This is a genomic window from Patescibacteria group bacterium (assembly GCA_041662965.1).
Classification (GTDB): domain Bacteria; phylum Patescibacteriota; class Patescibacteriia; order Patescibacteriales; family GWC2-42-12; genus JACPHD01.
In genome coordinates this window covers 34,294-55,784 of record JBAZRI010000001.1, presented here as the reverse complement: position 1 = coordinate 55,784, position 21,491 = coordinate 34,294, and the positions used below count along the sequence as shown (strand labels likewise).

Genomic DNA, 21,491 nt, shown 5'->3' with positions numbered 1-21,491 from the left:
ATTAATTTTATTACTGCCTAACCTCCGCCCTTCTCGCGCCAAAATTATACAATTGCAAAATTTCATCAGCCGTAAGGGTGCGGTTATAAACCCGAACGTCGTCAATAGAACCCTTAAAAAAATATTCTGGGGTTTGACCTGCGATACTTATCGTATCTACTCCTGCGCCAATAAAATATTTATATAAAGTATCAGATGTTACCGCAAAACTAACATTTCCCCTAAAGCTACCGTTTTTATAGATTCCCCAATTAGAAGCTCCATCATAAGTAATGGAAATATTATTCCACTGGTTAACCGGGATATTTAATCCTAATCCGCTGGAGCAATCTAACGCAAAAGATGAATTTCCTTTGCAAATTACAACGTCCGCTGTACTGCCGGTCTGATTTAAACATAAATTAAATCCCGCTGTTTTCCCCGTGGCTCCAAAATCTTTTGACAAAAAGCATGAAATCCCCGAAGTTGTGCTGGCATTTTTTATCCAGCTTGACCAAGTATATTGGCTGGTATTAGTAAAATCTAAAACCGTTCCGTTATCAGAAATTGAAACATAATCATTCACCCCGTCAAAACTTAGCGCCTGGCCGGAAATGCCCGAGGCCGTGGACTTGCTGTCAAAATTAAGCACATCGCCGTTATTATTATTTCCGCTCCGGTCTAGTGATTCGGCCGTAGTAGATCCCCAGTTCATATCCGCGCCATTAAAACTCCAATAGCCGACCAATGAACTAGCGGTATCGGCGACCGCCGGCGCCGGAGAATTAACTTTCATCCGCGCCGAGCCGGCGCGGTATTGTTCGGAAATTTCCGCAGGCGACAAAGCACGATTGTAAATGCGGACGTCGTCAACAAAACCATTATAAGAATACGCTGTCCCTGTATTGGTCTTACCAAATCTGACCGAGGTATTTTGTAAATTTGGAGTCATGTTATCATTTACTTTCGGCACGCCGTCAACATATAAAACAACCGCTCCATTGCTTCCGCCGGCAAAAGTTTGAACCACATAATGCCAATCACTGTCAGTAATACCGGAACCATAATTCGTGCCGTAAAAACCGCCGCCGATTGAATTAGCGGTTCCATGCTGGGCGGTACTGCACCAACCAATCCAAGCAGATTGGTCAGAGGAAGCATCTCCAATAAAAACAGCTAAGCCGTAACCATCCGGCTGAACACCTCCTTTTTTTAGCCAAGCCGCCAAAGTAAATGGATTGCTGCCTGTAATACTGTTTGCTCCCGCATCCACATAATCATCCACCCCGTCAAAACTTAACGCTTGGCCGGAAATGCCCGAGGCCGTGGATTTACTGTCAAAACCAATCACATTGCCGTTGTTGCTATTGCCCGAACGGTCCAGCGCTTCGGCCGTAGTAGACCCCCAGCTCATATCCGCGCCGTCAAAACTCCAGTAGCCGACCAGCGACGAATCTTTAAATCGTCCGGAAAGCGGCGAGTTGATTTGCGTCGTCGGCGTATAACCAACTTCCACATAAACTTGCGTGGCAAGTCCACTGATAATATCACGATTATGAACCAAATAATTGCTGACGAAAAAATTATGATTTTTTTCTATGGTTAAATCATAGGTGTCAACTTTTTCTTTAACATATTCTATTTGCCGAACTTCAACTTCCTCGCCCGCGGAATTTAAAAGCCAGTCGCCGACTTTTATCTCTTCCGCCGGCTTATAGCCGCTGGTCGTCCAAATAACATGGTTCAGTGAAGTTTTTAAGGTGCCGTTAAAAACAAGGTAGTCATCATGCGAGCCGCCCCCCAGCCCAACAACTTTGTCCGGTTCAGCTTTTTTTAAATCCAAATTATATGACATCACTTCATCGCCAATTTTTACGTCTTCAATATTTTTCTGGCTGCCGTCGGCCATTAAAATCGGCTGGCCTTTAAGTATGCTTGCGCTATTCAGGGAAACACCGGCTTCAAGCGCGTCTATTTCAGCCCAAGTCCAGACCTTGCCGGTCTGCGGGTTCGTTGCCCAAGTATTGGAATAATTTGCCCAACTGGTTGTAAGGGGATAGGCGCTGGAATCATAAGCAGTACCATTTGTTCTGATAGAAATTTTACCGTTAGAAGCGGAACCTAAATTATTTTTCAAGCGCGCGTAAATCTTGACATAATTGATTCTCCCCGAGCTAGCATGATTTGGCAAAGCATAAAGATCTCTTTGCCAGGAACCGCCTGTCATGACATAAGTACTATCATCATCCGCCGTCGTTTCATCAATCTTGTCCCAATGCTCGCCGGAAGCAGGAAATTGATTAGTAATGGCCGTTTCGCTGCCCGCGCCGTTCGGCCTTAAGGTTTCGGTTTTGGAGTGGACGGGGTCGGCAGGAAGGGACTGATTATAGGCGAAGGCAATCTGCTCCCCGAGCTCAAATCTTAAAGTATGCTGGCCGGCTTTTTTGGTATAGTGAATAACTGTCGCTGTTTCACCGCACGACCAATTTGGATAAAAAATAATATCTCCTGCTAAAATTTGCGCATCGCGTTTTTCGGTCCCACAGCTCAAAGACACGAATTCATCGTCGTCTATGGTCGCTTGATCATTAGGAATAATTTTTAAATCACCCGCGCCTTGGGTTTTAAATTCAACCGTCCAGTTTTCGCCTTGAGCCGGATGGGAATGAACATTTATTATGCTGATTTCTATGGTCGGATCTAAAATCACCGGATACTTAGCTTTGGTTAGCCATTCAACGCTGGGTTTTAAAGTCAGCCGGCCGTCGCCGGTTAAAAAAGTTTCCACGTCGTTAAGCGAACTTTTTATTCCGTCCGCGTCAACTAAAAATGGCGCCGGAATGGTAAAAAGCTTATACAGCTCCTCGCCGCTTTTGCCTTTTTGATAAAAAACAAAATCGCCCGACTCGCTTTTTATGAAATCGTATAACTGAACATTGATTTGATATTCAAAAATTTCCGGATGGCCCGGCTGTTTTAAAATAATATCTTCTTTGAGTTTGTTGGCATATTTTGTCTGGACGATATCCGTATTGGTAAAAGCGTCTAGGTATCTGATGATATTACTATTATCTTTATCAGTCTCGGCTTTAGCCGAGGCAACGTTGCCTAGAGGAGAAATTAGAAGCTCCCGGCCGGCTAAAGTTATTCTTATCGGCTGGTCGTAAGTCGCGGGCAGGGCGAAATTAAAAGCGGTTTTGTCATTTTGGCCGGTTACGCTCCAATAAACCAGGCTTCCCAATATGGCGATAAGCAAACAAGGCAAAACCGCCGCTATAATAGCGGTTTTTTTAGGCTTGAAAAAATTTTTCAGTTTTTTTAATTTCATATTTATCTGCCATCGCGAACTTCTCTTTTGTCATTGCGAGCTTATCTCTTTTTGTCATTGCGAGAAGGCCGTATGCGGCGGAAGGAAGGCGGAAGGAATCCGATTCCTCCGAAGGAATCGGATTCCTAAAACATTTATAGATTGTTCCTGCTATAAAAATTTACTCTATAAAATTGTCCGTGGGATTGCTTCACCCCGATTACGGGGTTCGCAATGACATAAATACAACTATTCCGCCGGTTCGCTGGGCGCCGCGTTTTCCGCCGGCGCTGTTTCACTTTCTGATACCGGTGCTTCAGGCGCAGGCTCGGCTACTGGAGTTTCGCTCGCCGGCTCCTCAACCGGCAATTCAATAATGTCCACGCTGTCCGGCTCGGGGATGATCGGAGTTTCAGATTCAGGCGGGGTTTCCGGAGTTACGGTCTCGTCCGGAACGGTAGTATCTTCCGGAACGACCGTCTCCGGCGTGCCGCTGGCCGTATCGTCCGGCATCGGCGTGGTAAAAATTTCCGGATGCGCGGCTATGTAATCGTTATAAATCTGCGTTAAATTATCCGCCGGGCTGTTCTCCGGCGCGTCGGCGTTAAAGTCGGGCAGGTTGAATTCCGGCGCGGGCAATTCTGTTTTCACTATCGGCTCGTAGCCGGGAAAAACTTTAGCCGCTAAATCAAGGGTTAAACCGATTAAGCCGCTGTATTCCGTGACTTCTATTCGTCTTTGTTCGCCTAACGACTCGGCTTCGGCTTTAGCCTGCTTTAGCTCTCTAACCCGCGCCTGGTAATGCTTGGCTAAAAACTTGGCCAGATAAACGCCTAAATCTTCTCTGATTTTTTTGCTGATTTTTTGCGTTTTTGAGCTTAGCTGGTATTGCCAGGCGCTGTCTATAACCGTTAAATCCAAATAGCTATAGGTCGCGTAATAATAATTTTCATCCTGCTCAATTTTTTCAATTTTAAAATCCATATTAAACGCGCTTAAATCAGCCGAAAGTAGCAGCGTATTGTCCGTGCCTTCTACGCTGGTCTGTTTAACCCCGATATTTTCCGGGCCGGCCGCGAGCGCGCCGCCGCCGAGGATTAAAATAATCGCGAGGATTATAACCGCGGCGTTGTTGTACTTGAGGAAATTTATTATTTTTTGCATATATTTATAAATTAGTTATTATTTTTTCAACAGCTTTTTTCGCGCTTGAAAATTGGCATTGGAAATTACCGGCTGTCCGGTTTTAGCTTCAATTTGTTTTCTCGCCGTTCCGGCAATGCCGCCGCCCTCTCTCGCTACCCTGCGATTGGCCGGAAAATTTTTAGGCTGGCGCTTTTTGGAAATTTCCGCGGTCGCGGTTTCGGCCAGCATATTTAAAACTAATTCCAAATTAGTCATATTGTCCCGTAAATTTTCTTTCTTTAAATCTTTATGTTTTTTATAATCCTTTATTTTCAGCCCGGCCCAGGCGAAAGTTATATCGTCGGTCAAAATTGCGAATTCATCGGACGTTTTAACGCCTCGCTTATCCCATTCATTGGTTAAATCTTTTCTGATTTCCATGCTCTTTAAGCGCAAGTCCACCCATTCTTTAGAATAGCCTTTTTTAAGATAGGTGGCCATAGCCCTTTGAATGCCTTTTTCCGGATCTTCGGTTTCTTCAACCCGCTCATAGCCGATTCTAGCCAGCCATAATTTAAACGGCTCGGCTTTAGGCGAGGGTATTGATTGGATGACTCTAAATATCCCTTCCGTGTCAGCAACATCAGTTAAATAATATTTGCCGTCATTAGCTATTAATTTCAGTTGTCGACAAATTGTCGACAACTCAATTCCATCCTCATTTTTCACTCTAATCTTCATCCTATACCAATAATCTCGAGCATCCACGCTGTCAGTTAAAACTTCAACAACATCCACCACGGAAAAATACCATAATTCTTTATTTTCATCCCAAATTCGGCGAATTTTCTGTCCTTCAAAAATCGCGATTTTTTTATTTTTTTTCATAAAATTTTTATCATTTTTTATTTTATTTCCAAACCTCACCGCTCCTCCCTCTTTTCTTGCCCCCTTTAGCAAAGGGGGCTAGGGGGATTTAATTCCCGAATCTGACCGCGCCGCCGGTTCAGGAATTGGATTCCTTTAAAGGAATCCAATTCCTCTACTGCCCAAACCTTACCGCCCCGCCGGTATATAAATTTTTAATCTGCACCGGAGTTAGGGTGTAATTAAAAATCTGGATATCATCCAATTTACCTGAATAATAGGTAGCGCCAACTAGGCCCAATTTAATAGCATTAGCGGTAATAGCGGTGCCGGTAGTAACGGTAATATAATTCCAGGTGCTAGCCAAAACTTTTCCGTTAGCTATGCCGTTGACATAAATTGTCGGGCTGGCAAATCCATTCGCGCTCACTGTTCCATTGCTTGAAGTTATTATCTTCGCCCCAGCGCCGCCGGTTAGCTGAAGAAATGATTGAGAATTAGAAGTCGGATAAGCCCAAAAACTAACCGATTGCACGCCGCTCACGGAAGTGGGCTGATTTACATAATCATCACTCCCATCAAAATTAAGCGAGGCGTTTCGTTTTCCCGAAGCGCCATTGCCCCAAACCGTATCGGCGGTTTGGCAGGTGCCGGTGGCGGTTTGCGTGCCACCCGTGCCGATATAGAGTTGGCCGTTATTTTTATTAGGCGAAGAATCATGGATCACCCCGCCCTGGCATTCGTCCATTTTCCAATGCCCGACAGGCGCGCCTTGATTATATTCCCAAGCGATTTGTGCCGGCGTCCGGGCGTAGTTGTAAACGCGGGCTTGGTCAAGCATTCCGCTCCAAAAATCAGATCCAGATATCTGTAAATTCGCAACTGTGCTCCTAACAGTTCCAGTTAAAGAATTAACTGCGGCTTCATCGTCTTTTCCGTCAACATATAAATCGACAGTAGCTCCATTGTAAACTCCACAAACATAATGCCAATTAGTATCCGTATAAAAGGTATCTCCCAATGCAGCAACGGACGTGCTATCATTATAAACTAAAAAATAAAACTGTTGATTACTATCATCTCTCCTCTGAAGATTGATTTGTGCAGATTCTCTGGCAATAGACATCTCCCTTCCAAAATCTGCTACAGCGGATTTTGCCCATGCACATATAGTAACTTGACTTAGGCCGTCCGTTATATCACCCACATCCACATAATCATCCGCCCCATCAAACTTCAACCCCTTGCCGACTTTTCCATTAGCATAAACCGGATCTGCCGAATCGGGTGTAGAGACGGTACCCAAAGTTCCCGTATTTCCGTTCCCGCTCGTATCTTGCGCGCTTTGCCCCGAACCTTCTTCAAACTTCCATTCCCCGACCGGCGGCGCGCACGGATCGGTTGAACCCGGCACGCAATAAATCGCCGAGGCCGAAGACGAGGCTACGCCGTTAACATCGGTGGAATACGAACCGAGTTTTAGCGCCGCGTTTTTATTATAATCAATTTTAATTTCGTCAGCGGTTAATGAATAACTATAAAATTTATATTCGTCCACTAAGCCGGCTAAAATTCCGTAAGGCGTCCCCGCGCTGTCGTCCTTGCCGATTTTCCAAACATTAGCAGTTACTGGAATTCCGCTGATCGCTTGCGTCCCCGCGAGTATTCCATTAACATAAATTTTTAAATCCGTTGTATTAAATACGCAAGTGATTTGAGACCACTGCCCGATTGAAATCGCGATAGAAGAAGTAGCGGCCGCTACCCAGCTGCTCATAAACTTTCCTTGGCAGAGAGGAAATCCGTTCGCGTCAGTCGCCATTCTGAATTCTTCCGCTTTGCCGATTATGGCTTTTGAAGCTATTGAACCGGAAGGATTAACAAAAATACTTGCTGAAAAACTTCCTCTGCCTGATGTTGCTTGGGCCGGATGAAAAAAGCCAAAACAAGCAACCAATATTATTGCTAAAAATAAATAATTTTTGATTTTGAATTTTGAATTCATTTTTTAATAATTATCAATTTTATTTTTTTTCCAAAAGCCATTTCCAGGCCGGAATTATTTTAATTTTTTTGCTTTTAACAATTTTGCCTTCTTCCTGATTTTCCGTTATAATCAAGCCTTTTTTCAACTTAAATTTTTCCATGGCCTCTAAAAGGCCTTCAAGTTCCCTCTTTTCATTATCGCGATCAATATTCTTCGTCACCTGAATCGCTTCGCTGATTTTCATGCCCTGCCTGGTAATAAAATCGCATTCATTTTTTCCTTTGTAATAATATATTTCTTCGCCGCGCCTTTTTAATTCCAAAAACACCGTATTTTCCAATAATTTTCCCGTATCAGGAGAATTGGAAAAAGCTACCGCGTTGCGCAGGCCGTTATCAATTACATAAATTTTCTTATTGGATACATATTGCTTTTTCAGCGAATAATCATACTTAAAAAGCTCAAAGGCCAAGTAGCTTTCCTGAATAAAATCAATATAATTTTTCACTGAAGTGGTGCTTTTGAATTCAAGAATATTTTTTATGGAATTATAGCTTGCTTCACCGGTAAAATTCGTAAACACATAATTAACCAGCAGTTTGAAATTTTTTGTTTCCCTAATCTTAAAACGGGCAATTAAGTCGCGATAAACTATATCCTCAAAAATCTGCTCCATAATTTCCCGCCGGCCGCTCGTCACAAATTCAGGGAATCCTCCTGCTTGAATAAAATGCTCAAAATGCCTCAATATTCCGGCTTCTTTTTTTGAAGTTAGCCCGCGATAAGAAAAATTATGGAAGCTTAAAAATTCCTTGAAAGAAAAGGGATAAAGCTCCAATTTCAGGTATCTTCCGGTGAGATGAGTGGCCAGCTCGGAACTTAAAAGTTTGGCGTTGGAACCGGTTAGATATATTTTATATCCTTCTTCAAAGATTCTACGGGCGAAACGCTCCCATTTTGGCACATTTTGAATCTCGTCAAGCAAAATCACATTGGCAGGAAAAAGTTTTTGAAACATTACCATCAGGGTTTGAAAGTCGGATACGGAAAAACCGATCAGCCGCTCGTCATCAAAATTAAGATAATAAAAAGATGAATAACGCTCTGAAAATTGCTTGAGCAGCGTGGACTTTCCGCTTCTTCTGATTCCGGAAATTACTGTTATATGTTTGGTTTTTAGATATTGCTCAAAATCAACGTCCCGGCCGATTCCGGCGTCTTTTTCTTTGAATGTTCGGGCTTGATCCATGATTACTTTTTCCAAAAGGCTTGAATTTATCATAAATTTATCAACATTATTAATGTTGATATTTTAATTTTATCAACATTGGTAATATATACTATTTAGAAACTCCTGTCAAATGCCCGCCACGAATTAATCATATTCTATTCGTAATATGCTACGAAAGGATTAATACGTAAAATTCGGCACGCTGATATAATCATCCGTCCCGTCTAACTCTACCCCTTTGCCGAACTTTCCGGCGTTATCCCACATTTTGGCGGCCGTATCGTTAGCTCCTCCGCCGCCCGGAGTTAAAGTTCCGTTTAAAGTTGCTCCGCCGTTGCCCGAATTATTAGCCGTCGCGCCATAACCTTCGTCAAATTTATAATAAACGGTTTGCGAACCAACCGGACTGCCTCCGGCCGGATGCCCGGCATTCATGTCTTCAATAATTTGCTTTTGCGTCCGGGCGTAGTTGTAAATTTTAACATCGTCAAGAGAACCATTCATAGGAAGACCAGGATCGGTTGCGCTTCTATTCCCTAGCGCCAGCTTTAAAGAATTGGAAATATTACCCAATAAAGTCGCGTTATAAGAACAATTACTATTACAAGTCTGCGATACTCCGTCAAAATAAAATTTAACTCCGCTGGAGATTGACCGATCCAAAGTAACCGAAACATAATGCCATAAATTATCAATTTTTAAATACGGATTGAAAACCGGATTAAGCGAATTAACTCCGTCTTGCGCCTGAAAATATAACTGATTGCCGGCGCCAACCGTTGATACGAAATATCCTGCCCCTGACGCATTAGTCGCCAATTTAGCTATTATCCTCTGTAAAGAAGAAACATTGTTGTTTTTCATCCAAAAAGAAATAGTTAAATTGGAGAAACCGATATCCGTGCTATCGCTATCTTCTACGCTTACCCGATCATCCACCCCGTCAAACTTCAGCCCGGCGCCGAATTTTCCATTGGCCCAAGCCGGGTCGTCGGAGCCGCTCACGGCGGAGGCGCCCAAGGTCGCATTATTCCCATTGCCCGAATTATCATAAGCATACTGGCCGTTGCGCTCATCCATCTTCCAATAGGCTATCGGCCCGGGGGCGTAGTTATATAAATCGCTGACTTCACGATTAGAAAGCAGGCGGTTATAAACCCGAACATCGTCAACAGAGCCTTTGAAAAAATGTTCTGGGGTTTGAACTCCTGTGTTTGTTGTATCCACTCCGGCGCCAATGAAATATTTATACGAAGTATCTGAATCAACCGCGAAATTAATCGTTCCCATTAAACTGCCGTTTTTATAAATCCCCCAATTGGTGGCTCCGTCATAAGTTATAGCAATATTATTCCATTCGTTAACCGCAATATTTAAGCCTAACCCGCTGGAACAATTAAGTTCCCACGCTCCATTTCCTTTGCAAACAACTACGTCGGCCGTACTGTCGGTTTGATTTAAACATAAATTAAATCCCACTATTTTTGATACCGGAATCCCATCTTTAGACAAAAAGCACGAAGTGCCTGAAGTCGTACTGGCATTTTTTATCCAGCTTGACCAAGTATATTGGCTGGTGGCGTTAAAATCTAAAATTGTTCCGTTATCAGGAATTGAAACATAATCATCCACCCCGTCAAAGCTTCCGCCATTGCCAAAATAGCCGGCCGTGGTGGAAGCCGTGTTTATGTAGGTTCCGGTATTGCCATTGCCCGAATAATCAATCGCTCCGGAAGTCGTGGCGGTTTCATCCATTTTCCACCAAGCCACCAACCCATTACTCAGCCAGGCGCTAGATTTTTTACCGATGGAAACAGCCGCGCCGTCTCCGGCAGATGCTCCGCTCATCCCGGCCAGTCCGACATTATAATCCATTTTAATCTGTGCCGCCGTGCGGGAATATGGATAAACTTTTACCTCGTCGATTTTACCATTAATGTGAAAATTACTATCCATTTCTCCTATGCGGCCACTTGCGGAACTATAAGCTAATACACCGCCACTTCCTTCATAAGTGCCCCCATCATCAACACCATTTATATATAAACTCATGTCATTAGCACCTCTAATGACGAAAGTAAGATGATACCAAATATTTGTTAATAAAGCTGTTGTTCCTGTTTTAGTACGACGGTTTGACAGACTATTACCGGCTCCGTCTCCAAAACTTGCTCGTAATTTACCGCTATTGCTTATATCAACCTCAATTCCATAATAATTACCGCTACTATCCGAATAATAATCGTCATTCATTAAAATACCTTGATAAACATTATTAACTTTTAACTTTACCCATACGGACACAGTAATTGGTAGTGATGGTTTTAATATATTGCTATTGCCTATATCCACATAATCATTCCCCCCATCAAACGCCGAGCATTTTCCCGCGATACAATTATCTTCCGTCTGCCAGCCGGAAGTGGAAGAGGCGGTGGCGGACATATTTGTCAGCGTGCCATTATTTTTATTAGTAGTGCCGTCCTGCGCCGTGATGCCCTGCCCGTCGTCTAAGGACCAATAAGCAACCGGGCCGGCGGCAACTTCTTCGGTCGCCGGCGCCGCGGCGGTCGGCGCGGTTGAAGCGTATTTTCTGGCTAAAACCCAATCCACGGTTAAGTCGCGAGTATCGGTCGTGCCCGCGCCCGCGCCGGTAAAATAACCAAGCCAAAGATAAGGCGCCGAAGTCCAGGTGCCGGCGTAAGGATTGGTTTGGCTGCGATTATGATAATATCTGATATTGGAAGCATCAACGGAAAAACCGTCTATATAATAAGTATTAGCCGTAACCGTGTATTGCGTAACCCCGCTGACAATATTATATGAAGTGACCGTTCCATCGCCCGCCCAGGCCTGATTGTCTAAAGCGCCGCCGTTAGTCATAAAATAAGCTAGTTTATTAGCCGGACTGTTACTGCCATAAGTAGTTTGCGCGCCCGCGATTTCCAAACCGGCATAGCCGGAGCCCGTGGCCGCCCATTTGGCTTTATATTCATAAATATAATTTTGCGCCGTGGCTAAAATCTGGCTGTTGGTATAAACCGCGCCGGTGGTAATCGTCATGGCGCCGCCGGAAATTGAATAAGCGCCCGTGGCCGTCCATTTAGCCGTATCTAAAGAAGAATTAAAATCGTCAAAAAACGGAAAAATATTACTCGGATTTTGCGCGCTCGTGGCCGACGGATTGCCGTAATACATATAGATAGTCGCGCCGCCGGCAGGCAAGCTGGGCGCCTTAACCCAGGCGTTAACCGTGGTCGTAGCGGTAATATCTTCAATCCAGTAAGGCAAAACCTCGCCCAAATAATTAACAAAGCGCAGATCGCCTAAATCCGCGCGAATTTTCCCGGCGGTGATATCGGCGGACAAATTAACCGCGCTTAAAACCAAAGTCTGAAAATCTACGAGCTCGGCTCCCGAATCATTAGTAATATTAATGGCTTTGCGGTACTGCCACGAATCGTTCCACCAGCCGGCCTCCACGGCAGTACTTTTAAAAAATAAAAAATAGCTTCCTGCCAAAGCGAAGATAAGCAAGGCGGCCAAAGCGGCCGAAGGAATCCGATTCCTCCGAAGGAATCGGATTCCTAAAACAATCTTTTGACTATTTAATTTTATTCTTTTAATCTTCATATTTTAATTTGTCATTGGGAGAAGGCCGTACTCGGCCGACGAAGCAATCTCTTTTTTGTCATTGCGAGCGACCGGAGGGAGCGCGGCAATCTCACGAACTATTTGTTAAATTTATAGATTGTTCCCGCGATAAAGGTTTATTCTGTAAAATTGTCAGTGGGATTACCGCGCCGACTACTGTCGGCTCGCAACGACAATACCCTTTATTACTCTTGACAAACTGTTTTAATATGCTATATTGATAATAAGCCTCGGCGAAGGCCTGTCCGTATGGCAGAGATTGGTCCCGATTTATCGGGAATAGCCGAGATACTCTAACTCTAACCCCGTAAGGGGTTTTTGTTTTGATCAATTTTAATCAAATATCCGGTTTGCGTCGCTTGCTCGTAAAATATTTTCGCCTGTCCTCCGGTAAAAAACGCGTCCCGAATGCACCCCGCCCACATATCGGCCAAGCGGATCAACGGTTCGCTCTCGTCTCTTTTGCCGCGGACCGTTTTCAATTTTAATCCGCCAATTCTCAAAGCGTTAGTAAGTTCCGCGGCTTTCTTTTTATCAATGCCGTCAACAGTAACAATAGCGCGGTAATCTCCGGCCGCCTTTTTAATAATCGCTTGTTTTATGGTTTCCAGCATGGGGAAAAAATAAGGCAGCGGTTTTTTATATTTTCCAAAAAATACCTCTCCCTGTCCGATTCTTTTTCGCAATACCATTTCTAAATATTTCATTCTTCGCTCATGGCGGGATTTATGCCATTTTAAACGGCCGGTGCCCGCTAATAATTCTATGTTTACCAGCGCGTCTCGCAAAAACTGCTGATCTTTATCGCTTGTTACCGTTACCACAATAAAAAATTCCGATCCCGCGTCTTGCCCGGTTTCGTCAACATAGGCGTAAATTTTCTGGTTATTTATTGTCATAACTTTTAACTTTATAACTTTCAACTTTTATTCTACTCCACCGGCTCCCCGGTTTTAAAAATCATATTGGCTTTAAAAACCGTATCGGTCTGGATATTGATGCCTTGGGGATTAACCGCGGCGGCCGGCGTTTCCGTCGCCGGCGCCGCTTCTTCAGTATCTAAGCCATAAAAAGTTGCCGGTGAATTTTGGTTGTTGTATTCGGTGGAAATCCAGGTAGACGCTCTGGTAGTAGTCGCTATTCTAACTTCATCCACGGTTCCCTTATGCCACATTTGATTAATGCCTGAACCGATGCCAAGTCCGACTAAATCAACGCCCGGATTATCCGCGGCTGACATATTGCTATAGCGCGAAACTCCGTCTATATAAATAATTTTATTGGCGCTGCCGTTGGAAACATAATGCAAAAGCGAATATTTATCATCATAAGGAGTATAATCGCCGGAGATGCGGCTATCGGTACAGCAAGTTCCAAAATCCCAATACGTAACATTTGACCAAGGCGCGTGCGCGCCGATTCTTTCATTGCCGGAATTCGTATACCAAACAATTGATGAATTTTGCCCGCCATCCGCCGAGGCCTCATTATTCCACATGGAAATCGTAATATTGTTATTAGCATTAGGCCATAATTGGTCAGCATCTATTAATTGATCATTATCTCCCCCGAAAACAACGCCGTTGCCGGTCAGTTTACCCGCGCCATTTACCGGAGAGCCGGACGGAGTGGCATGATAGGCATTCGCGGTGCTGTCTTTAATGGCATCCGCGCCGTTGCCGCTGGGATCTTGTTGCAAATGATAAACCGCCTGATAGCTGTTGGTCCAAACATTCTGCGGACCATAAACCGCGTTAGCCACCGGTTCGGTGGCGTCCGCGTTGCCGTAATAAATATAAAAATCAGTGTCGGTTGAGTCGGCTAGAGCATCGGCCTTAAAATGCATTTCTCCGGTTTTCGCGCTCGTATCGCAAGAGACGATTTCTCTGGGCAGTTCAGCTGTTCCGTCAGTCTTGGTGATTCTGACGTCGGCGCAAGCGGTTTTAACATGCGCCCAAAAAGTCGCGTCCGGCAAATCGTCTAAATTAACGTAAACCGGGAAATTTTCCAGATCAGCGTCAACTTTGGCGTTAAGAGCGGTAATTTTTATTCTGTAGCCCCAAGCGGAATTATACCATGGATCTCCCGGATCATTATACGCCCAAACCGTAATCAGCTCTTCGGGCTTGGCTGAATCGCCAAACTCAAACCTTAAAGTATGCTTGCCGGCTTTTAACGTCCGGTGCACGACTTTGCCGACGCCGGCGCCCGCCGGCGCTCCGCTTTGGCGAGGCAAGCATTGCCAGTTTGGATAATAAATTATATCCCCGGCCAGAATCTGGGGAATTCTTGTTTCCCCGTTGCAGCTAAGAGAAATAAATTCATCGTCGTCAATCGTGGCCTGGTCTTCGGGAATAATTTTTAAATCAGCCGTGCCTTTGGTGGTGAATTCCACTTCCCAGTTATCGCCTTGTTGCGGATGAGAGTAAAGGTTTAAAATATTGATTTCCACGGTCGGGTCTAGGGTGATGGGGTATTTTGCTTTTACGAGCCAGTTTTCATCAATCGCGATCGTTAATAATCCGCCGGCGACCGTCGTAGTTACCGCGGAAAAAGAGCGCTGGCCGACTTTATCTTCTATAAACGGAGTGGGAATGGTAAAAACTTTCGCCAAGTCTTTACCTGTGTTATAATTTTCTTTATCGTAAAAAATAACATTGCCTTCCCGGTCTATTTCAATGATAAAATCTTGATAATTTTTAATGTTATATTTAAAAATCAAAGGATGGCCGGGCGCTGAAAAAACCAGCTCTTCTTTTAATTTATAAGGGTATTCGGTCTGAATAACGTCGGTATTTTTATAAGCTTCTTCATAAATACTGCGGACGTCTTGGCGCTTAACTTTTACCGGCTCGCCGGCCAGCGGTTGTAAGCCCAGCGTTTTATCGCCGAAGCTCACTTCAACGGCTTGGGTGTAAATTTCGGGAATATTTTTGCTAATGCTTGGCAATAACTTTTCCATGGCGCCTAAAACCCGCGGGTCGCGGTAATCACGGTTAAAAAACCAATAAAAACCGGAGATAACCAAGGCGAAAACAGCCAGGCTGATTATATATTTTCCTAGATTTACCCTTTTTTTTGAGTTAACTCTTTTTTTAGTTCTAGCTGTTTTTTTCATACTAATTATTTGTCATTGCGAGCGACTATCTTGCTGTTTGTCATTGCGAGAAGGCCGTATGCGGCGGAAGGAATCCGATTCCTCCGAAGGAATCGGATTCCTAAAACATTTATAGATTGTTCCTGCGATAAAGGTTTATTCTGTAAAATTGTCCGTGAGATTGCCTGCCTACCGGTAGGCAGGCTTCGCTACGCTCGCAATGACATATTAATTGAAAACTTATTACTCTACCGGCGCGCCGGCTTTAAAAATCATATTGCCTTTAAAAACCGTATCGGTCTGGATATTAACGCCTTGGGGGTTGGGCGCGGCGGCCGGCGTTTCCGGCGCGGGAGCGGTTTCTTCGCCGCCCCAAACGCTATTCGCCGGCTCGGTCGCTACTAATTTGCGGACATAAACATCGTCAACCAAAACATAATCGCTAGCCCCTAGGCTGACCCCGTGAACATGGGAAGTTAAGCTGCCGCCGGCCGTCGTGGCATCGGTAACGGTTCTGACTGAAGCGCCGTTAATAAAAGCTTCCATGCTAGAGCCGACGGCGTTGACTTTCATGGCATACCAAGTGTCGGCGGCTACCGGCCCGTAAACCGTGCCGATTGAGGTCCAAGCTCCGGAAGCGAATCTAAAAAAACCGCCGTCTGACGCCGAATTTTGGTTGCGCCAGGCATAGCCGGAATTAAAAGTTAAGCCGTCCGTCCGCCAGCCCATCTGATGGATTTTCCTGTTAGCGCCGCCGCCCAAATATGTTCGGTAATTAAGGGAAAAATCGGTCAGCGATAAAGTCGTGACATAACAGCGGGTATCAAAATAAGAATTCTTGGTCTGCGTGCTGTCCGGGTCATGGCGCAGGGCGCCGCTGACTATGGTTATTTTATCCGTGTTCTCCGCGTCGATAGTCCATTTGCTTAAATCGCCGGAAAAATCATCAAAAAATAAAAAAGTGTTTGAGCCGTTGGAGGCGCTGGTTGATTGGCCGGCGTTGCCGTAGTAAATATAAATATCCTGGTTTTCGGTGCTTAAGTCGGCCGCCACCTGCACCCAGAAAACCGCGTTGTCGCTGTCGGTCTTTGATTCCTGCCAATAATCCAAAAGAGTTGAACCGTCGCTGGCGGTAAACATAATGTCGGCGAAATCAGTCCGGCTGTGGCTGTCTAAATAAACGTCGCCGCCGCTGTCCGAACCCGAACCATAATGCGCGGTTATTTTAACCTGATAATTCGTACCCGCGCCGGTAGCCGCGTTAATAGTATGTGGTTTACGGTAGGTCCAAGAAGAATTATACCATGGATCAAGCAAACCATAACCGCCCCGGTCACCTAAAGCTTCCAGCCAAAATTCGCCTTTACTCCCCGGATAATATTTAATCTCCGCGCGGAAATAATTAGTCTCTCCTGGCAGAACCGCGAATCTGGCGCCGCCTTTAACCTCCAGGCCGGCGGGAATCGGTTTTCTTTTGGCTAAAGCCCGGCTTAAAATAGTATCATTGATTATAATATTGCCGCGCGAAACATCCAGGTCCTGCCACTTTCCCCCGTCCCATTTTTGAATATTCTCTACCTCGCCGTTAAATCTGGAAAAGTAGGCCAGAAAAACGGCGTTTTCTTCTTGATCGCCGATGTTGGTCACGCTTAGATAAACCTCCGAGCCGTTAAAATCAGAGTAAGTTTTTTTATCCGACTTAATAATCAGCGTCTCGCCTTGATTATCGTCCGTAAAAGGAAAACTAATATTTAAATCGGAAATTTTTAGCGGCGGGACGCTTAGGCCGATATTAGTTTCGGTAATATCTTTAAAAACCTGAACCGGATCGCCGGCGGTTTTACTGAAATTAAAATACAGCAGTCCGCCGGTGAGCGAAATCACCGCCAGAATTCCTATTATAATTATTTTTGTTGAATATTTTAGCATGCTTTTAATTTAACCCAATTTGTCATTGCGAGAAGGCCGTATGCGGCGGAAGGAATCCGATTCCTCCGAAGGAATCGGATTCCTAAAACAATTGAAAACTTATTACTCTACCGGCTCCCCGGCTTTAAAAATCATATTGGCTTTAAAAACCGTATCGGCTTGGACGCTTACGCCCTGGGGGTTGGGCGGAGTCGGCACGCTAAGCGCTTCTTCTTCCCCCCAAGCGCCATGCGCCGGTTCGGTAGCTATGAATTTACGGGCAAACACCCAGTCAAACTCGGCTCCGTAAGAGGCATTGTTGGTGTCGGTCAGGCCAATATAGCCTAAATCCCAGCCGGAGACGGTTCTGGCATTGGCTAAAGAATTATTATAGTAGGCGTTCACCGTATCGCCGATTACTTCAAAGCGCGCGATTTTATTCACTCCGGGATCGGCCACGCCCGAATCTTCGCCATACCAATTGGCCGAACCGCCGGCCGTATCCCTATAAACGTTAGTTATATGAGAATGGTTGCCGTCGCCTAAAAGCACGAATGTTTTGGCGTTCGTCGCCGAGCCTGAACGCACGCCGTAAAAACGATTGTATCCGTCTAAAGTCCCGTCTTGCTTGACATAAGCTTCGGTAGCATAGCTCGTTCCCATGCTTGATTTTGAAACTAAGTAGCGGGAAGTATCGGCCGTGCCCCACCAATCTCCGCCCGAGTTGATCGTAACTGACCCTCCGCTGACGTTAACGGTTCCGGCGCCGGTATTTACTTCGTCCCACTTCGTGGCGTCAACCGCGGATCCGCTGAAATCATCAAAAAACAAAAAAGTATTTGGGCCATTGGAAGTAGTGGTGGTATTGCTTTCGTTGCCATAATAAATATAGATATTCTGGCTGACTGTGCTTAAATCGGCCGCCACTTTCACCCAAAAAATCGCGCTTTCGCTGTCGGTTATTAATTGCGTCCAGTAGTCCAGGGCGGTCGTGCCGTCGCTGGCGTAAAATCTAACGTCCGCGAAATCCGTCCGGCCGTGGCCGCTAAGATAAACATTTCCCGCGCTATCCGTGCCCGAGCCGTAATAAGCGGTTATCTTTACTTGATAATCAGTGCCCGCGCCAGCGGCCGCGTTGATAGTATGCGATTTGCGGTAGCCTAAGGGGCTTTCGGTCGCCGGCGGCGGCTCAATGCCGGAAGCTTCTTCCGCGGTAAGATTATAAAAGGTTGCCGGCGAACTCTGGTTATTATATTCGGTGGTAATCCAGCCGGTGGCGCGGGCGATGCCGGTAGAAATTCTTAATTCATCGGTATAGCCCCATTGCTGGCCGCCTCCCTGATAATTTCCTAAAGAAATTATATCCGCGGTTGAACGCCAATCGGCCGTTCCCACCGAACCGCCGTCAATATAAAAGACGGTATTTGTGCCCGAAGTTTCCGCTGTTAAATAATGCCAGCCGTTGCTAAGCGTACTGACGTCAAAACCCGAACTGTGAAAATTAGTCCCGCCGGCGTTATCATAGGCTCCGAGCAATCTGGTGGTTACTTGCGTTAAAACTTGGTGATCATTATTTCCTCTGGTCAGCGTGGTATAATTGGTTGTCGGAAAGGGCGTTTTAAACCAGGTGCTGATAGTGTATACTCCGCTGGCCAGAGAAATGCTGGAGATAGTTATTCTATCTGTAGAATTTGGAAAATTAGCGCCTCCGTCCATTTGCCCGGCTATTGCCGCTGATCCGGTTATGGTTCCGTTTTTCGCGTTGCTGGTTGAATCATTGGCGGTTAAAGATGTTCCGTTGGGCAGATGCCAAACCCCTTGGTAATAACCGCTGCCGCCATCGTCCCAAACCGCCTGCGAGCCGTAATCGCTATCGGCCGCCGGCTCGGCGGCGCTGGCATTGCCGTAATAAATATAAAAATCCGTATCGGTTGAATTAGCTAGAGCATCGGCTTGAAAATGCATTTCTCCGGTTTTCGCGCTCGTGTCGCAGGCGACGATTTCTCTGGGCAGTTCAACCAGGCCGTCCGCTTTGGTAATTCTAACATCCGCGCAAGCGGTTTTTACATGCGCCCAAAAAGTATCGTCCGGCAAGTCGTCTAAATTAACATAAATGGGAAAATCGGTTAGATCCGCGTCAACTTCGGTATTAGCAACCGTAATTTTAATTCGATAGCCCCAATTAGCGTTATACCAAGATTCGCCTGAATTATACGCCCAGACCGTAATCAGATCATCGGGATTGGCCGGATCGCCGAACTCAAACCTTAAAGTATGCTTATCGGCTTTTAAAGTCCGGTGGATTACTTTGCCCGTGCCGGCGCATTGCCAGTTTTTATAATAAATAATATCACCGGTTAAAATTTCCGGAATTTTTTCCTCGCCGTCGCAAGCTAAACTCGTGAATTCATCATCAGCAATCGTCGCCTGATCTTCGGGGATAATTTTTAAATCAGCTTGGCCCTTGGTAGTGAATTCCACTTCCCAATTATCGCCTTGTTGCGGATGGGAATAAAGGTTTAAAATATTAATTTCTACGGTCGGGTCTAGGGTAATCGGGTATTTGGCGTCTTTAAAATAATCTTCGCGCACGGAGATGATTAATAAATCGCCCTCAACCTCCATGTCTAAGACGTCAAACCGCCGATAATGCCGGCTATCTTCAACGAACGGGGCGGGAATCGTGAAAACTCGGCTTAGTTCTTTGGCACCCGGCTGTTCACCGTATGATTCCTTATTATAAAAAATCAAGTTGCCCTTATCTTTTTCCACATAATATTTATCTATATTGCCGATGCGGTATTGAAATTTAATCGGATGTCCCGGCCGCTTAAAAATCATCTCTTCCTTAATCTTAAAGCTATATTCGGTATGAGCGACGTCGGTATTGAGATAGGCGTCGCGGTAAATATGCTTTTCGCCGGCGTTTTCCACCTGAACTTTTTTACCGGCCAAAGGCGTAATGCTTAAAAAATTATTCCCTTGGCTGACGACTAAGGGATCTAAATACCACTCCGGCACGTCCATTTTAATCATTTCTTCCGCTACGCCTAAAACTTTAGGGTCGCGGTCATCGCGGTTGAAAAACCAATAAAAACCGGAAATAACCAAGGCGAAAACAGCCAGGCTGATTATATATTTTCCCAGGTTTACCCGGGACGTCCGCCGTCTCGCGGGACGTCGGACGTCTCTGATCTTTTTGGTTTTAACTGTTTTTTTCATACTAATTATTTGTCATTGCGAGAAGGCCGTATGCGGCGGAAGGAATCCGATTCCTCCGAAGGAATCGGATTCCTAAAACATTTATAGATTGTTCCTGCGATTAAGGTTTATTCTGTAAAATTGTCCGTGAGATTGCCTGCCTGCCGGCAGGCAGGCTTCGCTACGCTCGCAATGACGGAAATTTTATCTATTGCCTAACCTTCACCCGCCTGAATTATACGGCTGTTTTTATTATTCGGTAAAAAATTTTTTCCCGAAACAATTTTTTTGCCTGATCGCTTTTCTATGTCAATTCTCGTCCGTCCGGCTACTGCCCCGCCGTCGCGGGCGTCTTTTTTTAACGGCTTAAAGCCTCTTGAATCCCTGTCTCTGGTGAATCTGGTAGTCGTGGCTTCGCCCAGCATGGTTAAAATCAGCTCCATGTCATCCATATGGTCGCGCAGATTTTCCCGCGCCAAGCCTTTTAATTTTTTATACTCGCCTGGCGTCATGCCGAAAGCGGCCTTAGAAATTTCCGCGGTCAAAATTTCGTATTCTGTTTTTTCTTTTATTCCTCGGCCTTGCCATTCGTTGGTTAATGTTTGCCGCACCGCTATTCCGCGCATTCTTTTATCTATCCAATCTTCCGGATAACCCTTAGCTTTATATATTGCCACCGTTCTCTTGGTTGCTAATTCCGGATCTTCTATTTCCTGCACTCGCTCATAACCGACTTTTGCCAGCCATCTTTTAAACGGTTCGGCTTTAGGCGAAGGAATTGATTGGATTATCCTGAAAATCCCTTCGGTATTGGCACAATCGGTTTCACGCATTTTCCCGTCCGGAGCTTCCATTTTCAACTGTCGACAAATTGTCGATAGTTCAATGCCATCTTCGCTTTTTACCCGAATTTTCATCTTATACCAATAATCATTCGGATTTACGCTATCGGTTAATGCTTCAACCACATCAACTACCGAAAACCACCATTCATTATTATGGATGGTTTTTCTTATTCTCTTGCCTTCAAAAATCGCTATTTTTTTATTTTTTTTCATAAATATTTCTTATTGTCATTACTCTTTGTCATTACGAGAAGGCCGTATGCGGCCGAAGGAATCCGATTCCTCCGAAG

11 protein-coding genes are annotated in these 21,491 nt (G+C 45.1%); all 11 read right to left on the bottom strand.

Going from position 1 to position 21,491, the window contains the following annotated elements; genetic code table 11:
- Nucleotides 1-10 precede the first annotated feature (10 nt).
- Nucleotides 11-3,307, bottom strand: a complete 3,297-nt coding sequence (locus WC639_00100) for a LamG-like jellyroll fold domain-containing protein (protein ID MFA6306202.1) — start codon at nucleotides 3,305-3,307, stop codon at nucleotides 11-13.
- A gap of 228 nt (nucleotides 3,308-3,535) precedes the next feature.
- Complete coding sequence (locus WC639_00095) at nucleotides 3,536-4,450, bottom strand: hypothetical protein (protein ID MFA6306201.1); 915 nt, start codon at nucleotides 4,448-4,450, stop codon at nucleotides 3,536-3,538.
- A gap of 18 nt (nucleotides 4,451-4,468) precedes the next feature.
- Nucleotides 4,469-5,299: a Bro-N domain-containing protein gene (locus tag WC639_00090; protein MFA6306200.1), complete on the bottom strand. Its 831-nt coding sequence runs from the start codon at nucleotides 5,297-5,299 to the stop codon at nucleotides 4,469-4,471.
- 154 nt (nucleotides 5,300-5,453) lie between these two features.
- Nucleotides 5,454-7,283, bottom strand: coding sequence for a LamG domain-containing protein (locus tag WC639_00085; GenBank protein ID MFA6306199.1), 1,830 nt, complete (start codon nucleotides 7,281-7,283; stop codon nucleotides 5,454-5,456).
- A 19-nt stretch (nucleotides 7,284-7,302) separates the two neighbouring features.
- Complete coding sequence (locus tag WC639_00080) at nucleotides 7,303-8,547, bottom strand: ATP-binding protein (protein ID MFA6306198.1); 1,245 nt, start codon at nucleotides 8,545-8,547, stop codon at nucleotides 7,303-7,305.
- 129 nt (nucleotides 8,548-8,676) lie between these two features.
- Nucleotides 8,677-12,129: a DUF2341 domain-containing protein gene (locus tag WC639_00075; protein ID MFA6306197.1), complete on the bottom strand. Its 3,453-nt coding sequence runs from the start codon at nucleotides 12,127-12,129 to the stop codon at nucleotides 8,677-8,679.
- A 320-nt stretch (nucleotides 12,130-12,449) separates the two neighbouring features.
- Nucleotides 12,450-13,049: a DUF3800 domain-containing protein gene (locus tag WC639_00070; GenBank protein MFA6306196.1), complete on the bottom strand. Its 600-nt coding sequence runs from the start codon at nucleotides 13,047-13,049 to the stop codon at nucleotides 12,450-12,452.
- 32 nt (nucleotides 13,050-13,081) lie between these two features.
- Nucleotides 13,082-15,268, bottom strand: coding sequence for a hypothetical protein (locus WC639_00065; GenBank protein ID MFA6306195.1), 2,187 nt, complete (start codon nucleotides 15,266-15,268; stop codon nucleotides 13,082-13,084).
- Nucleotides 15,269-15,490: 222 nt separating this feature from the next.
- Nucleotides 15,491-17,176 (bottom strand): DUF2341 domain-containing protein, encoded by a 1,686-nt coding sequence (locus WC639_00060; GenBank protein MFA6306194.1) that lies wholly within the window; start codon nucleotides 17,174-17,176, stop codon nucleotides 15,491-15,493.
- A 102-nt stretch (nucleotides 17,177-17,278) separates the two neighbouring features.
- Nucleotides 17,279-20,377 (bottom strand): DUF2341 domain-containing protein, encoded by a 3,099-nt coding sequence (locus WC639_00055; protein ID MFA6306193.1) that lies wholly within the window; start codon nucleotides 20,375-20,377, stop codon nucleotides 17,279-17,281.
- 194 nt (nucleotides 20,378-20,571) lie between these two features.
- The gene (locus WC639_00050; protein ID MFA6306192.1) at nucleotides 20,572-21,414 is read right to left on the bottom strand and encodes a Bro-N domain-containing protein; all 843 of its coding nucleotides are present in this window, start codon (nucleotides 21,412-21,414) and stop codon (nucleotides 20,572-20,574) included.
- Nucleotides 21,415-21,491: the final 77 nt, after the last annotated feature.

What these genes read in the sequence shown, in the direction of transcription:
- WC639_00100 (MFA6306202.1), bottom strand. Translation starts at nt 3,307, where the DNA reads ATGAAATTAAAAAAACTGAAAAATTTTTTCAAGCCTAAAAAAACCGCT.
- WC639_00095 (MFA6306201.1), bottom strand. Translation starts at nt 4,450, where the DNA reads ATGCAAAAAATAATAAATTTCCTCAAGTACAACAACGCCGCGGTTATA.
- WC639_00090 (MFA6306200.1), bottom strand. Translation starts at nt 5,299, where the DNA reads ATGAAAAAAAATAAAAAAATCGCGATTTTTGAAGGACAGAAAATTCGC.
- WC639_00085 (MFA6306199.1), bottom strand. Translation starts at nt 7,283, where the DNA reads ATGAATTCAAAATTCAAAATCAAAAATTATTTATTTTTAGCAATAATA.
- WC639_00080 (MFA6306198.1), bottom strand. Translation starts at nt 8,547, where the DNA reads ATGATAAATTCAAGCCTTTTGGAAAAAGTAATCATGGATCAAGCCCGA.
- WC639_00075 (MFA6306197.1), bottom strand. Translation starts at nt 12,129, where the DNA reads ATGAAGATTAAAAGAATAAAATTAAATAGTCAAAAGATTGTTTTAGGA.
- WC639_00070 (MFA6306196.1), bottom strand. Translation starts at nt 13,049, where the DNA reads ATGACAATAAATAACCAGAAAATTTACGCCTATGTTGACGAAACCGGG.
- WC639_00065 (MFA6306195.1), bottom strand. Translation starts at nt 15,268, where the DNA reads ATGAAAAAAACAGCTAGAACTAAAAAAAGAGTTAACTCAAAAAAAAGG.
- WC639_00060 (MFA6306194.1), bottom strand. Translation starts at nt 17,176, where the DNA reads ATGCTAAAATATTCAACAAAAATAATTATAATAGGAATTCTGGCGGTG.
- WC639_00055 (MFA6306193.1), bottom strand. Translation starts at nt 20,377, where the DNA reads ATGAAAAAAACAGTTAAAACCAAAAAGATCAGAGACGTCCGACGTCCC.
- WC639_00050 (MFA6306192.1), bottom strand. Translation starts at nt 21,414, where the DNA reads ATGAAAAAAAATAAAAAAATAGCGATTTTTGAAGGCAAGAGAATAAGA.